At 66.9% G+C, this 14,400-nt stretch carries 11 protein-coding genes; 9 read left to right on the top strand and 2 right to left on the bottom strand.

Translation table 11 applies throughout. The features are described 5' to 3' along the window. Window positions 1–142: 142 nt before the first annotated feature. The gene (locus V9K99_RS27640; RefSeq protein WP_337006681.1) at window positions 143–958 is read right to left on the bottom strand and encodes a class I SAM-dependent methyltransferase; all 816 of its coding nucleotides are present in this window, start codon (window positions 956–958) and stop codon (window positions 143–145) included. 294 nt (window positions 959–1,252) lie between these two features. Between V9K99_RS27640 and V9K99_RS27635 the strand changes: the two genes are divergently transcribed. The 5 genes from V9K99_RS27635 to V9K99_RS27615 are packed head-to-tail and all read left to right on the top strand — an operon-like array spanning window position 1,253 to window position 6,770. Next, on the top strand, window positions 1,253–3,091 hold the full coding sequence (locus V9K99_RS27635) for an ABC transporter substrate-binding protein (protein ID WP_337006680.1): 1,839 nt from the start codon (window positions 1,253–1,255) through the stop codon (window positions 3,089–3,091). Continuing rightward, window positions 3,088–4,182, top strand: coding sequence for an ABC transporter permease (locus V9K99_RS27630; RefSeq protein WP_337006678.1), 1,095 nt, complete (start codon window positions 3,088–3,090; stop codon window positions 4,180–4,182). Before V9K99_RS27635 ends, V9K99_RS27630 begins: the two co-directional genes overlap by 4 nt. Window positions 4,183–4,187: 5 nt before the next feature. Then, on the top strand, window positions 4,188–5,063 hold the full coding sequence (locus V9K99_RS27625; RefSeq protein ID WP_337006677.1) for an ABC transporter permease: 876 nt from the start codon (window positions 4,188–4,190) through the stop codon (window positions 5,061–5,063). Beyond that, complete coding sequence (locus V9K99_RS27620; RefSeq protein WP_337006675.1) at window positions 5,056–5,868, top strand: ABC transporter ATP-binding protein; 813 nt, start codon at window positions 5,056–5,058, stop codon at window positions 5,866–5,868. The genes V9K99_RS27625 and V9K99_RS27620 overlap by 8 nt, the downstream gene beginning before the upstream one ends. Continuing rightward, window positions 5,865–6,770, top strand: a complete 906-nt coding sequence (locus V9K99_RS27615) for an ABC transporter ATP-binding protein (RefSeq protein ID WP_337006673.1) — start codon at window positions 5,865–5,867, stop codon at window positions 6,768–6,770. Before V9K99_RS27620 ends, V9K99_RS27615 begins: the two co-directional genes overlap by 4 nt. A 6-nt stretch (window positions 6,771–6,776) precedes the next feature. Here the strand turns inward: V9K99_RS27615 and V9K99_RS27610 are convergent, their stop codons facing one another. Continuing rightward, window positions 6,777–8,813, bottom strand: a complete 2,037-nt coding sequence (locus V9K99_RS27610) for a phosphocholine-specific phospholipase C (RefSeq protein ID WP_337006671.1) — start codon at window positions 8,811–8,813, stop codon at window positions 6,777–6,779. Between the two features lie 243 nt (window positions 8,814–9,056). Here V9K99_RS27610 and V9K99_RS27605 point away from each other — a divergent pair, with 243 nt between their 5' ends. Genes V9K99_RS27605 through V9K99_RS27590 form a run of 4 tightly spaced genes read left to right on the top strand, consistent with a single transcriptional unit; the run spans window position 9,057 to window position 14,393 of the window. Beyond that, a complete protein-coding gene (locus V9K99_RS27605; RefSeq protein ID WP_337006669.1) occupies window positions 9,057–11,294 on the top strand; it encodes a hybrid sensor histidine kinase/response regulator in 2,238 nt (745 codons plus the stop codon). Beyond that, window positions 11,294–11,677, top strand: a complete 384-nt coding sequence (locus V9K99_RS27600) for a response regulator (RefSeq protein ID WP_337006667.1) — start codon at window positions 11,294–11,296, stop codon at window positions 11,675–11,677. Before V9K99_RS27605 ends, V9K99_RS27600 begins: the two co-directional genes overlap by 1 nt. Continuing rightward, the gene (locus V9K99_RS27595; RefSeq protein WP_337006665.1) at window positions 11,674–12,804 is read left to right on the top strand and encodes a response regulator; all 1,131 of its coding nucleotides are present in this window, start codon (window positions 11,674–11,676) and stop codon (window positions 12,802–12,804) included. The genes V9K99_RS27600 and V9K99_RS27595 overlap by 4 nt, the downstream gene beginning before the upstream one ends. Next, the gene (locus V9K99_RS27590; RefSeq protein ID WP_337006663.1) at window positions 12,801–14,393 is read left to right on the top strand and encodes a peptide ligase PGM1-related protein; all 1,593 of its coding nucleotides are present in this window, start codon (window positions 12,801–12,803) and stop codon (window positions 14,391–14,393) included. The genes V9K99_RS27595 and V9K99_RS27590 overlap by 4 nt, the downstream gene beginning before the upstream one ends. Window positions 14,394–14,400: the final 7 nt, after the last annotated feature.

The following is a 14,400-nucleotide window of genomic DNA, read 5'->3' as shown; positions in this document are numbered from 1 at the left end:
TGCGTGCTGCGCGGCACTCGGCGGGCGCATCGCCGCGTTGGAGGACGAGGCACGGAGAACCCCACTCCGAGCCCCGCCCTCCGCCTTGCGCTGCACTCCGCCGAGCACCTGCTCGCGACTGCAGGGAATTGAGAGACGCACCCTAGCGGCGGATTCCGACCGCCTCGAGGTATTCCGCGCGGGCGGCGACCGTGCCGTCGTCGGCGTAGTCGAACGCACGCGGTACGTCGGCGAGCTCCCGGGCGAACTGGTTCAGGTCCTCGCCGTCCAGCGTCCCGGCCAGGCGGGTGATCGGGCCGTAGAAGTCCCGGAACCACTCCGAGAAGTGCTCCGGCGAGTGGTAGCGGAACACGTACTCGCGCCGGTTCAGCGCGACCCACTCGACCCGGTCACCGAACAGCTCGAACAGGTGGTCCTCGGTGCCCCACAGGGTCGGCGGTTTCACGCCGGCCGGCGGGGGTGCCCACTTCGACACCGTCTTGAAGAGCTGGCCGATCATGCCTGCCGGTGTCCACGACGCCAGCGCGATCTTGCCGCCCGGCGCCGTCACCCGGACCAGCTCGTCCGCGGCCTGCTGGTGGTTCGGCGCGAACATCACGCCGACCGTGCTGCAGACCAGGTCGAACGAGTTGTCCGGAACCGGCAACTTCTCCGCGTCCCCCTCGGTGAACGTCACCGGCAGGTGTTCCGCCGCCGCCCGTTCGCGGCCCTGCTCGAGCAGATTCGCCGCGTAGTCGACGCCGGTCGCCTCGGCGAACCGCCGGGCCGCCGCCATCGCGGCGTTGCCCTGACCGCAGGCGACGTCGAGAACCCGTTGCCCTGCCCGTACGTCGGCGGCCTCGACCAGGAGCTCGGCGATGATCTGCAACGTATTGCCCACCCGCGGGTAGTCTCCGGTCTCCCACGCCGCTCGCTGCTTGTCCTTGATCGCCTCGAAGTCCACCGTCGTGTTCGTCATGTCTTTCCCCCTGGGAATTTCGCGACCGCCCGATGCGGCCGTCGTGCCTGATCAAAGAGGGCCGGCGTGTGATGCGGCGTGTGACGAAGTGCCGAGGTTCCGCCTGACCGGTCGTTACGCAGAGCGAACCAACGTTGTCAGAGGTTGGTATATCGACTGACCTGCACGTTCAGGGTGATTGTTCCAACGTGGCAATGAACTCTTGCCAACGTTGTCAACGCTACTTATAGTCCGTGGCACCTCTCGGTCGGTGATCGCCCTGTCCGCGCAACACAAACGGAGGTGACTTTCGTCATGAACGATGCACCGCGCCCCCAGTTCGAAGATGTCGCTGACGTCGTCCGCTACCAGCTGAGCCGGCGGAGCATGCTCGGAGGAGGCGCCGCCGCCGCGATGACCGCCTTCCTGGCGGCCTGCTCCGGCGGCGGCTCGTACTCCGACAAGCCCGCCAACAACAACAAACCGGTCGCGACCAAGTCGATCCAGATCGGCAAGGCCAACATCCCGGTCCCGCGCGACCAGTCGGTCATCGTCGGCCAGGTCGAGTACACGGTCTTCGACAGCTTCAACGGGATGATCCCGAACGGTTCACCCGGTGGCGCGGGCGTCGAGCTCGCCACCGAGCCGTTGTTCTTCCTCAGCTTCGCCACCGGCAAGCTGACGCCGTGGCTGGCCACGGAGTACAAGTACAACGACGACCACACCGAGCTGACCATCAAGTTCGACCCGAAGGCCCACTGGAACGACGGCAAGCCGCTGGGCGCCAACGACTTCAGGTTCACCGTGATGCTCCTGAAGGACCGCCCGGACCTGTTCGGTGGCGGTGGTGAGCTGAAGGAGTTCGTGAAGGACGTCGAGGTTCCGGACCCGCACACCGCGGTGGTCAAGCTGCTCAAGCCGACCCCGCGGTTGCACTACAACTTCATCGCCGCGATCGCCGGTGCGCCGAACAACATCATGCCCGAGCACGTCTGGAAGTCGCAGGACCCGACGAAGTACAAGGACAACCCACCGGTCCGGTCCGGCCCGTACAAGCTGAAGCAGGCGATCCGGAACCAGAAGATGTTCGTCTGGGAGAAGGACCCGAACTACTGGAACAAGGACAAGCTCGACGTCAAGCCGCAGTACGTGATCTTCCAGAGCACGTCGAAGCAGGCCGATCAGGCCTCGCTGTCGTTCGAGAAGGCCGAGTTCGACGTCGGCTCGATCGACGAGCAGCACGCCAAGCAGCTGCGCAACACCGGCTACCCGGCGCTGCAGACCACGCAGTTCCACGACCCGAACCCGCGGGTGCTCTGGCTGAACTGCGACCCGGCCCGCGGCGTGATGGCGGAGCCGAAGATGCACCAGGCGATCAACTACTGCCTGGACCGGGAGAAGATCGGCAAGTCGGTCTGGCAGGTCGAGGTGCCGCCGGCGATCTACCCGTGGGCGGACTACCCGACCAACGACAAGTGGAAGAACGACGAGCTGGCGAACAAGTACAAGTTCGAGTACAACCTGGACAAGGCGACCCAGCTGCTCGACGAGATCGCCCCGAAGAACGCCGCCGGCAAGCGGACGTACAAGGGCAAGGAGATCAACCTCGAGATCATCACGCCGGCGCAAGTCGACAAGGACGAGTACGCGATCGCCAACGTGCTGAAGGTCGACCTGGCCAAGGTCGGGGTGCCCGCCACGCTGCGCAGCCTGTCCGGCAGCGTGCACGACCAGAAGTTCCAGCGCGGCGAGTACGACATCGACTCGAGCTGGGCCGGATTCGCCATCGACCCCGAGCAGCTCTACACCGACTGGGAAAGCAGCAAGGCGCAGCCGATCGGCAAGAACGCCGCCGGGAAGAACAAGATGCGGTTCCGGGATCCGCAGTTCGACGAGATATCCCAGAAGCTTGCCGGGATGGACCCGAACAGCGAGGAAGCGAAACCGCTGCTCGACCAGGCGCTGGAGATCTACTTCCAGAAGCTGCCGCTGCTCCCGGTGATCCAGACCGGGTACCCGCAGTTCTTCAACACCGCGTTCTGGTCCGGCTGGCCGACCGACGACGACCTCTACGAGGTGCCGCTGAACTGGTGGCCACACTTCATCTTCGTGCTCGGCAAGATCAAGGCCACCGGGCAGAAGGGACCGGCGTGACGACGGAAGCCCCGCCCGTGGTGGCTGTGGACAAGAGCCAGGACTCCGCACCTTCGTCGGGGGTGCGGGCCTGGCTGTCGCGGCACCCGCTGGCGGCGTACGCGCTCCGCCGGTTCGGGCTCTACCTGGTGGAGCTGTGGGGCGCGCTCACCATCGCGTTCTTCTTCTTCCGGCTGATGCCGGGTGACCCGATCCAGACGCTGATCCAGACCCTGCAGCAGAACTACATCTACAACCAGCAGGCGAGTGCCGAGCTCATCGCGCGGTACCAGCACGAGTTCGGGCTCGACGGCAACCTGTTCTCCCAGTACGTCAAGTACATGGAGAAGCTGGTCCTGCACGGCGACATGGGGCCGTCGCTGATCAACTACCCGACACCGGCGCAGACCGTCATCCTCAGATCGTTGCCCTGGACCATCGGTCTGCTCGGCATCTCCGCCGTGCTGTCCTGGATCTTCGGCGTCGTGATCGGGGCGATCGCGGGCTGGCGGCGCGGCAAGCTCGGTTCGCGGATCGCGACCAACCTGTCGATCGCGCTGTCGCACGTGCCGTACTTCTTCGTCGCGCTGATCCTCGTGTACGTCTTCGCGTACACACTCGGGATGCTGCCGGCCAGATCGGCGTACGACTCGAGTATCAGTCCGGGGATCACGCCGGAGTTCATCGGCAGCGTGCTCAAGTACGGCTTCCTGCCGGCGTTCTCGATCGTGCTGATCGGGACGTTCAGCTGGATCCTTTCCACCCGGATGCTGATGATCCCGATCCTTGGCGAGGACTACCTGGTGTACGCCGAGGCCAAGGGTCTCAAGGGCTCGCGGATCCTGACCCGGTACGCGCTGCGGAACTGCTACCTGCCGCAGATCACCGCGTTCGGCATCTCGCTCGGCTTCATCTTCAACGGCAACGTTCTGGTCGAGCAGCTGTTCAACTACCCGGGTCTCGGGACGACGCTCGTCACTGCGATCCAGCAGCTCGACTTCAACACGATCCTTGGGGTGACCAACATAGCGATCTTCTCGGTGCTGACCGCCGTCCTGATCCTCGACCTCCTGCTCCCGCTGCTGGATCCGCGGGTCAAGTACTGGAAGTGATCGCGATGAGACTTCTGACTGCGGTGGTGCGGACGATCCGGGGCAGCCGGCGGCTGGCGACCGGACTGGTGATCCTCGGGTTGATGGTGCTGCTGGCGTTGTGCAGCCCGTTGATCACGAAGGCCATCGGTGGCGGCCAGGATCCGATCGAGGTGGCGGCGTACGAGAAGTGGCTGGTGCCGTCCGGGGATCATCTGCTCGGCACCGACCAGTTCGGCCGGGACGTGTTCGCGATGGTGATCAAGGCACTCTCGGTGTCGCTGCAGATCGGCGCGATCGCGGGTGTCATCTCGACCGTCGCCGGCGTGATCGTCGCGTTCGTCGCCGGGTACAAGGGTGGCTGGATCGACGGGGTGCTGTCCACGTTCACCGGGATCCTGCTGGTGATCCCGACGTTCCCGCTGCTGATCGCGCTGTCGGCGTACGCGAAGAACGTCACCCTGTTCCAGGTCGGCGTGATGATCTCGATCTTCTCGTGGCCGTTCGCGGCCAAGACGATCCGTTCGCAGGTCCTGAGCCTGCGGACGCGGCCGTACGTCGATCTGGCCCGGGTCAGCAAGGCCCGTGACCTGGAGATCATCACCACCGAGTTGCTGCCGAACCTGTTGCCGTTCATCGGCGTCGGGTTCGCGTCCTCGGCGCTCGGTGCGATCTTCGGTCTGGTCGGGCTGGAGGTCATCGGGCTCGGGCCCGGCGGGGTGGTCGACCTCGGGCAGATCATCTACAACGCGATCACCACCGGCGCGTTGACCCTGGGCGCGTGGCCGATGTTCGCCGTGCCGATCATCTTGCTGACGTTGCTGTTCGCGGCGCTGAACATGGTCAACATCGGGTTGGAAGAGGTCTACAATCCGCGGCTGAGGGGAGTGACCGGTGAGTGACTCGGTCTTGGAGATCAAGGGTCTCGAGGTGACGTACCGGTCGACGCGTGGCAACGTGACGGCGGTGCGCGACCTGGACCTCGCCGTCCGCCGGGGCGAGATCCTCGGGATCGCGGGGGAGTCGGGCAGCGGGAAGAGTACGCTCGCGGTCGCCTTGCTGCGGTTGCTGAAACCGCCGGGCAAGGTGACGGCCGGCTCGGTGATGTTCTACCCGGCCAAGCGTTCGCCGGTGGACCTGCTGAAGGTCGACGGCGAGGAGCTTCGGGTACTGCGCTGGAGCGCGCTCTCGTATCTGCCGCAGGGATCCATGAGTTCGCTCAACCCGGTGATGCGGGTGCAGGAGCAGTTCAAGGACGTGATCCTGGAACACGCGCCGGCTCGCAAGGACTCACTGGGGGAGCTGATCCCCAGGCTGCTCGGTCAGGTCGGGCTGGAGCCCCGGGTCGCGCGGATGTACCCGCACGAGTTGTCCGGCGGGATGAAGCAGCGGGTACTGATGGCGATCGCGGTCGCCCTCGAACCGGATCTGGTGATCGCGGACGAGCCGACCACCGCGCTGGACGTGACCATCCAGCGGGTGATCCTGCAGTCGCTGGCCGACCTGCGCACCGACTTCGGCGTGACTCTGATGGTGATCTCGCACGACATGGGGGTGCACGCGCAGCTGGCCGACCGGGTCGCGGTGATGTACGAAGGGCGGCTGGTCGAGGTGGGCGACGTACGGCAGGTGTTCAAGGATCCGCGCGATCCGTACACCCGGCAGCTGATCGAGTCGATCCCGCGGCTGGGACGGAGGGCCTCATGAAGTCTAGTCGGGAGCATTCGGCCGAGCTCGAACTTCGTGGCGTACAGCAACGATTCCACGCCCGCGGCGTGGAAGGCGGGTACATCACCGCCGTGGATGACGTGAGCTTCGCGCTCGCCGCGTCGCCCCCGCAGGTCGTCTCGCTCGTCGGACAGAGTGGCAGTGGCAAGAGCACGATCGCCCGCAACGTCCTCGGCCTGCAGAAGCCGACGGCTGGATCGGTGTTGTACGGCGGGAAGGACATCTTCAAGCTGAGCCGGTCCGAGTACGACGAGTATCGGCGCGACGTCCAGCCGGTCTTCCAGGACCCGTATGCGATCTTCAATCCCTTCTATCGGGTGGATCGGGTGCTGTGGAAGGCGGTGAAGAAGTTCGGCCTGACCAAGAGCCGGTCCAAGGGCTTGGAGCTGATCGAGGAGTCACTCCGGGCGGTCCGGCTCGAGCCGGAGAACGTCCTCGGCCGGTATCCGCACCAACTGTCCGGCGGCCAGCGGCAACGCATCATGCTCGCCCGGGTGCACATGCTGCGACCGTCGTTCATCATCGCGGACGAACCGGTGTCGATGCTGGACGCCCAGGTACGCAAGCACTTCCTGGACATCCTGCTCGACTTCCAGCGCGAGCACGGCATGACCACGCTCTTCATCACCCACGACCTGTCCACCGTCTACTACCTGGGCGGCGAGGTCATGGTCATCACCAAGGGCTCCATCGTCGAACGCGGCCCTGTCTCCAAGGTCATGCACGACCCGTCCCACCCCTACACGAAGCTCCTCCTCGACTCCATCCCCCAACCCGACCCCGACAACCGCTGGACCACCCGAATCCGCGTCGACGAACTCGACGAAGAGGAGAAGACCGACGTCCCGGCGGCGAGCGCGCCGGAGACGCCGATCATCTAGTCCAGGTCAGACAGTGCGGATGGCTGGGTCGCTGAGGCCGACGGTGCCGTTTTCGATGTGGCCGGCGTAGCGGCGGAGGTACGTCGGGTCGGAGTCGGTGAGGATCTGGACGTCGTACCAGCGGTTGGTCGTGGTGCTGGTGTGGGTGGTCTTGCCCGGGCGGAGGTCGAGGCGCTTGGGCTTGCCGCCGTACGCGCTGGTGAGGGTGACGCGGCGGGCGACGTCGGTGCTGAAGGTGAGGTCGACGTCGCCGGTGCGGGCGTTCTCGCGGGCGGTGATCTCGAGGCCGGTGGCGGGCTTGCCCTTGAAGGTGCGGAGGAAGCCGTTCGGGCCGTGCACGGTCAGGTCGTAGACACCGTTGGAGTAGATGGTGTTCCAGCTGTCCGCGATGCTCTTGCCGGCCTCGGTCGTGTAGGTCCACGGGCCGTCGGTGCGGTTCGCCGCCGTGACCAGGAACTGGGCACCGGCCTTGGTTCCGGACGCGAAGTTGAGTGTGTACTTGCCGCCGGCAACAGAGCCGTCGACGACCGGTGCGTAGGGCAACGGCCTGGTACGGCGGCGGCCGCGCTCCTGGGCCGGGATGCTGCCGACCGCCGGCGGCGTGGGCCGGTAGTCCGGGTGCCGGTCGTCGTCCGGCGGCTGGTAGGCCGACGTGTCCGGAAGCTCCGCGGGCTGGGTGCTCGCGGTGCCGAAGTCGAAGGCCGAGGTGAGGTCACCGCAGATCGCCCGCCGCCACGGCGAGATGTTCGGCTCGTGCACGCCGAACCGCTGCTCCATGAACCGGATGATCGAGGTGTGGTCGAACACCTCCGAGCAGGTGTAACCGCCGGTGCTCCACGGCGACACCACGAACATCGGAACCCGCGGGCCGAGTCCGTACGGTCCGGCGACCAGCTTGCTGCTGCCCGGGTAGTAGTCCAGCGTCGTGTCGATTGTCGACAATCCCTGGGACGGCGAGGCCGGCGGGTACGGCGGGACGATGTGATCGAAGAAGCCGTCGTTCTCGTCGTACGTGACGAAGAGTGCGGTCTTGCTCCAGACCTCGGGGTTCGCGGTCAGCGCGTCGAGGACCTGGGAGATGTACCAGGCGCCGTAGTTGGTCGGCCAGTTCGAGTGCTCGCTGAACGCTTCCGGCGCCGTGATCCACGAGATCTGCGGCAGCCGGTTCGCCTTCACATCGGCGGCCAGCTGACCGAACAGGCTCTCGCCGGCCTTGGCGTTGGTGCCGGTGCGTGCCTTGTCGTACAGGGGATTCCCGGGCGTGGCGTTGCGGTAGGTGTTGAAGTACAGCAGCGAGTTGTCGCCGTAGTTGCCGCGGTACGCGTCCTCGATCCAGCCCCACGAGCCGGCCGCGTCCAGACCGTCGCCGATGTCCTGGTAGATCTTCCATGACACGCCAGCCTGCTCGAGCCGTTCCGGGTACGTCGTCCAGCCGTAGCCGAGCTCGTCGTTCCCCATCACCGGGCCGCCGCCGGTGCCGTCGTTCCCGGTGTAGCCGGTCCACATGTAGTAGCGGTTGGGGTCGGTCGCCCCGATGAACGAGCAGTGGTACGCGTCGCAGATGGTGAACTTGTCCGCGAGCGCGAAGTGGAACGGGATGTCCTCGCGGGTCAGGTACGCCATCGTGACCGCGGACTTGGCCGCGATCCACTGGTTGTACTTGCCGCGGTTGATGGCCTGCTGTCCGTCCGGCCAGCTGTGCGGCAACCCCTGGAGGAACTGCAGGCCGAGGTCGTCCGCCTCCGGGTGGAACGGCAGCGTCTCCTGGCCGGTGCTGCTCGTCTGATGCCAGACGGGTTTGCCGCTCGGCAGCGTCACCGGCCGTGGATCGCCGAAGCCGCGGACCCCGTTGAGGGTGCCGAAGTAGTGGTCGAACGAACGATTTTCCTGCATCAGTACGACGATGTGCTCGACATCCTCGATGCTGCCGGACCGGCGGTGCGCCGGGATCGCGGCGGCCTGCTCGATACTGTTCGCCATCGCGCTGAACGCGGCCGTGGCACCGGCGAGCTGGAGGAACCTGCGACGGTTGATGTCTGGCATGCGTGGTCTCCTGGTGGGCGGATGGGGCGGATGGAGTCTCAAACACCAGCACTGCGTCGCCCGCACCCTAACCTGAACGATTAACCGACGGAAGATGAACTCTCCTGTCTGAACCGCGTGACTTTCACGCCCTTCTGAGCGTTCAAACGGTGGTTCGATGACCGGGGAGTGATTGCTCTCCGCGACGTACGGCGGGAGACTGGAGGAGCGCGGCCTGGGGGACCCGGGGTGGGGGAGGCTGCGATGGGCGGGCGGGCGCTCGCTGGAGGCGCCGGATCAGCAGTGGAGCACCAGGGGCTCCAAGGACAGCTCGCGGCATTGTCCGACCAGTTCGCCGCGGCCAACGAAGTACTCTCCGCGGTCGGCCGCTCAGCCGGCGACCCGGACCGGGTCCTCACCACCATCGTCGAGAGCGCCCGCCGGCTCTGCCGGTCACAGGCCGCGCAGCTGTATCTGTTCGAGGACGGGTACTACCGCCTCAGCAAAGCAGTCGGCATGTCGGCGGAGTCGATCCACTACGTCCGCGAGCATCCGATCCCGATGGACCGCGGGACACTGGTCGGCCGGGCCGGCCTGGATCGCAGTACTCAGCAGATCGCCGACGTGCTGGCCGATCCGGACTACAACCGGCAGGATCTGCAGCGGGTGGCCGGCTTTCGGACCACGATGGGTGCGCCGATGCTCGTCGACGACGAGGTGGTCGGGGCGCTGGCGGTCTGGCGCAACGAGGTCAGCCCGTTCGATCAGCGCGAGCAGGATCTCGTGACCGCCTTCGCAGGACAGGCCGCGATGGCGGTCAACAGCGTGAAGCTCGTGCAGCAGTTGGAGTCCCGGGGCGCCGAGCTCGCCCGCAGGGTCGGCGAGCTGGAGGCGCTCCGCGAGGTCGGCGAGGCGGTCAACTCCAGTCTCGATGTCACCAAGGTGCTGTCGACGATCGCGAAGCACGCGGTCCGGATCTCGGCGACCGACGGCGGTTCGATCATGGAGTACGACCAGGACGAGCAGTGCTTCCTGGTCCGCAGCGTCTACCAGACGGCGCCGAGTGTGATCGAGCGGCTGCGGGCCACCCGGATCCACCTGGACGAGACGCTGGTCGGCCGGGCGGCCAAGCTCGGCCGGCCGCTCGCGGTCCCCGATCTCAGTACGGCTGAGCGGGATCCGCATCTGGCCGTGCTGTACGACGCCGGCTGGCGGTCGCTGGTCGCCGTACCGCTGCTGCGGGAAGGGCAGATTCTCGGCTCGCTGGTCGTCCGGCGGAAGCGGCCGGGTGAGTTCTCGGACGAGACGCTGACGCTGCTGGAGATGCTCGCCGATCAGTCGACACTCACGCTGCTGAACGCGCAGCTGTTCCGGGAGCTGAAGCAGCGCAGTGCGGAGCTGGAGGTCGCGAGCCGGCACAAGTCGGAGTTCCTGGCCAGCATGTCGCACGAGTTGCGGACACCGCTGAACGCCGTACTCGGGTTCTCCGAAGTTCTGCTGGAGCGCATGTTCGGGGATCTCAACGAGCGGCAGGAGGAGTACCTGCGCGACATCCACGGCTCGGGCAAGCACCTGCTCGAACTGCTGAACGAGATCCTCGATCTGTCCAAGGTCGAGGCCGGCCGGATGGAGCTGGAGTACTCGACGTTCCCGTTGCGGCGGCTGCTCGACAACACCGCGTCGATGCTGCGCGAGCGGGCCACCGCACACGGCATCGACCTGCGGGTCGAGGTCGGGCCCGGGATCGATCAGGTGTACGCCGACGAGCTGCGACTGAAGCAGGTCGTGCTCAACCTGATGACGAACGCGGTGAAGTTCACCGGCGACGGCGGCTCGGTGGTGGTTCGCGCGACCCGCTCCGGCGCCGACGTGCACATCGCCGTCACCGACAACGGCCGCGGCGTACCGCCGGAGGATCGGGAGCGGATCTTCGAGTCGTTCCAGCAGGGCGGCCGGGGGCCGTCGCAGGAAGAGGGCACCGGTCTCGGGCTCACGCTGTCGCGCCGGATCGTCGAACTGCTCGGCGGCCGGATGTGGCTGGAGAGCGAGGTCGGAGTCGGCAGCACGTTCGGATTCTCCTTGCGCAGCAGGGAGAACGAGTCCCGGCCGGACCAGGCCCGGACGGTCGGCGACGTGGTCGTCATCGAGGACGACCGGCCGTCGCTCGACCTGCTCACGGCCTACCTATCCGGTCCCGCGCTGCGGGTCACAGTGGCCGGTGACGGTCAGTCCGGGTTGGACGCCGTACGACGAGTGCGGCCGGCCGCCGTACTGCTGGACATCCGGCTGCCGGGGATCGACGGATGGGCGGTCCTGCAGGCGCTGAAGGCCGAACCGGGCACGCGCGACATCCCGGTGATCATCGTGTCGATTGTCGACGAACGATCGCGCGGCGCCGCGCTCGGTGCCGCCGCCTATCTGGTCAAGCCGGTCAGCCGGGAGGCGTTGCTCCACGCTCTGCGGGCGGTCGGAGCCATAGCAGACGACGAGGGGGAGAGTTGATGAGCCCAGGCCGGATCCTGGTGGTGGAGGACAATCCGAAGAATCTGAAACTGGTGCGGGACGTCCTGCTGTTCTCCGGCTACGAGGTGATCGAGGCGACCTCGGGTGAGGACGGCGTCCGGCTGGCGGCGTCGGAGGAACCCGACCTGATCCTGATGGATCTCCAGCTGCCCGGGATCGACGGTGCCGAGGCGCTGCGCCGGATCCGGGCCGGTGAGCGGACCCGCGACGTACCGGTGGTGGCGGTGACCGCGTTCGCGATGGACGACGACCGCGAGCACGCGTTCGCGTCCGGGTTCACCGGTTACGTCGAGAAGCCGATCAGCGTCCGCCGGCTTCCCCAGCAGGTGAAGGACTTCCTCCGGCTCGGAGGTGCGACATGACCGATCAGATGACCAGGGTGCTGGTGGTCGATGACCAGCCGCCGAACGTCCGGCTGCTCGAGGCGATCCTCGCTCCGCGCGGGTACGACGTACTGACGGCGTCCTCCGGTGAACAGGCGCTGGAGCTGATCGGAGCCGAGGACATCGATCTCGTCCTGCTCGACATCCTGATGCCGGGGATCGACGGGTATGAGGTGTGCCGGCGGATCCGCGACCAGGTGGACACGGCGTACCTGCCGGTCGTGATGGTCACGGCCAGCGGTGACGAGCAGAAGGTGAAGGCACTCGAGGCCGGGGCGGACGACTTCCTGACCAAGCCGGTCAACCAGAGCGAGCTACTGGCCCGGGTGGCGTCGCTGGCCAGGATCAAGCGGTACCAGGACACGATCAAACGCCAGGCCGCCGAGCTGACCGCGTGGAACCAGGAACTCGAGTCGCGGGTCGAGAGCCAGGTCTCCCAGCTGCAGCGGATGGGCCGGTTGCGCCGGTTCCTCAGCCCGCAGTTGGCCGAGCTGATCGTCGACTCCGGCGACGAGTCGTTCCTGGCCAGCCACCGGCGCGAGATCGTCGTGGTCTTCTGCGACCTGCGCGGTTTCACCACCTTCGCCGAGGCGAGTGAACCGGAGGAGGTGATGGGCGTGCTCGAGGAGTACCACCACGCGCTCGGTGACCTGATCTTCCGGTTCGAGGGCACACTCGAACGCTTCACCGGCGACGGCCTGATGGTGTTCTTCAACGACCCGGTGCGGTGCGAGGACGGCCCGCTGCGCGCGTTGCGGATGAGTGTGGCGATGCGGACCCGGGTCCGCGGGCTGGCCGAGGCGTGGAGCCGGCACGGGCATGACCTCGGGCTCGGCATCGGGGTCGCCCAGGGCTACGCGACGCTCGGGACCATCGGGTTCGACGGGCGGCTCGACTATGCCGCGATCGGCAGTGTGACCAACCTGGCCGCGCGGCTGTGCGCCGACGCGGAACCGTGGCAGATCCTCGCTACCGAACGGGTTTACAGCGCCGCCGGTAACGCGGTCGTCGGCGAGGACGCCGGGTTGCGGGAGGTTCGCGGCTTCAGCCGGACCGTGCACGCCTACAGTATCCGCGGCCTGGACACCTCGAAGGTCGCGTCATGACCGGCGACCTCTGGACTGCTCCGGGCCAGGCGGCGCAGGTGCTGTCAGCGCTGAGCGAGGACGAGCGCTACCGTCACTTCGACCAGTTGCAGACGCGGATGGCCGGGGTGTGGGACGCCATGCGGCTCAACCACGACGACGAGTCGGTGGTCGTCGTACCGTCGATCACTCTGGACCGGACCGAGACCACCGGGACCGGAACGATGATGCAGGCCTACGAGGAACGGTTCCTGTTCCTGCTGATCCTGCTCCGGGAGCCGCGGCTGCGGATGGTCTACGTGACGTCCATGCCGATCGCGCCCGAGATCGTCGAGTACTACCTGGCGCTGCTGCCCGGGGTGATCCCGAGCCACGCGCGGGCCCGGCTGTCGCTGATCGCGGTCAACGACGCCACGCCGATCTCGCTCAGCGAGAAACTCCTGGCCCGGCCGCGGCTGCTGCAGCGGATCGCCGCGCTGATCCCGAACCCGATGCGCTCACACTTGGTTCCCTACAACACGACCGAGCTCGAGCGCGATGTCGCGATCAGTCTTGGCATTCCGATGTACGGCGCCGATCCGCGACTGGCCCCGCTGGGTTCGAAGTCCGGGTGCCGGAGGTTGTTCGCGGAGGTCGGCGTACCGCATCCGCTCGGGGCGGAGAACCTGCGCAGCCTCGACGACATCGCCGACGCGGTGCTGGCGATGCGGGCCGAACGGCCCACGATGGACAGCGCGATCGTGAAGCTCAACGAGGGTGTCTCGGGTGAGGGCAACGCGGTGGTCCGGCTGAAGGGGCTGCCGGCACCCGGTTCGGCCACGGAACGCGACGAGGTCTCGAAGCGACTGCTGGAGATGGAGCTGGAGTCGCAGAAGACGCCGTTCGACGTCTACCTCGCCAAGTTCGCCGAGAACGGCGGCATCGTCGAGGAGCGGATCGTCGGCGACGAGCTGCGGAGTCCGAGTGTGCAGCTGCGGGTGTTGCCTCGTGGTGAGATCGAGCTGTTGTCCACGCATGATCAGCTGCTCGGTGGTGCGAGCGGTCAGAGCTATCTGGGCTGTGTGTTCCCGGCTGCGCCCGAGTACGCGCGGCTGATCACCGAGCACGCCGCAACGATCGGGCGGCGGTTGGCGACCGAGGGTGCGCTCGGACGGTTCGCGGTCGACTTCGTCGTGGTCCGCGGTGCGGACGGCGGCTGGACGCCGTACGCGATCGAACTGAACCTGCGCAAGGGCGGGACGACGCATCCGTTCCTCACCCTGCAGTTCCTGACCGACGGGCGCTACGACCCGCGGACGGCGCTCTTCATGACACCGGGAGGCGATGAGAAACATCTGGTCGCGACCGATCACCTCGAGTCGGAACTGCTGACCGGCCTGATGCCGGCGGACCTGTTCGACATCGTCGCGCGGCACGGGCTGCACTTCGACCAGTCCCGGCAGGTCGGCGTCGTGTTCCACATGATCAGCTGCCTGACCGAGAAGGGCCGGCTGGGGCTGACGGCGGTGGGGAACACCCCGGCCGAAGCGGATCGCCGGTACCGTGATGCTTCCCGCATTGTGCTGGCGGAGGCCGAACAGGCCTTCGCCGAACGTCCGCTTCCGGCCTGAGAGGTTC

The sequence above is a fragment of the Kribbella sp. CCNWLW201 genome, from assembly GCF_037203805.1.
In the GTDB taxonomy this organism is placed as follows: Bacteria; Actinomycetota; Actinomycetes; order Propionibacteriales; family Kribbellaceae; genus Kribbella.
Note: the sequence above shows the minus strand (reverse complement) of the source record. Positions and strands in the feature narration are given on the sequence as shown.

Bases quoted from the DNA above. Each gene is read 5' to 3' on its own strand.
- V9K99_RS27590 (WP_337006663.1), top strand. From the start codon at position 12,801: ATGACCGGCGACCTCTGGACTGCTCCGGGCCAGGCGGCGCAGGTGCTG.
- V9K99_RS27610 (WP_337006671.1), bottom strand. From the start codon at position 8,813: ATGCCAGACATCAACCGTCGCAGGTTCCTCCAGCTCGCCGGTGCCACG.
- V9K99_RS27615 (WP_337006673.1), top strand. From the start codon at position 5,865: ATGAAGTCTAGTCGGGAGCATTCGGCCGAGCTCGAACTTCGTGGCGTA.
- V9K99_RS27640 (WP_337006681.1), bottom strand. From the start codon at position 958: ATGACGAACACGACGGTGGACTTCGAGGCGATCAAGGACAAGCAGCGA.
- V9K99_RS27635 (WP_337006680.1), top strand. From the start codon at position 1,253: ATGAACGATGCACCGCGCCCCCAGTTCGAAGATGTCGCTGACGTCGTC.
- V9K99_RS27595 (WP_337006665.1), top strand. From the start codon at position 11,674: ATGACCGATCAGATGACCAGGGTGCTGGTGGTCGATGACCAGCCGCCG.
- V9K99_RS27600 (WP_337006667.1), top strand. From the start codon at position 11,294: ATGAGCCCAGGCCGGATCCTGGTGGTGGAGGACAATCCGAAGAATCTG.
- V9K99_RS27625 (WP_337006677.1), top strand. From the start codon at position 4,188: ATGAGACTTCTGACTGCGGTGGTGCGGACGATCCGGGGCAGCCGGCGG.
- V9K99_RS27605 (WP_337006669.1), top strand. From the start codon at position 9,057: ATGGGCGGGCGGGCGCTCGCTGGAGGCGCCGGATCAGCAGTGGAGCAC.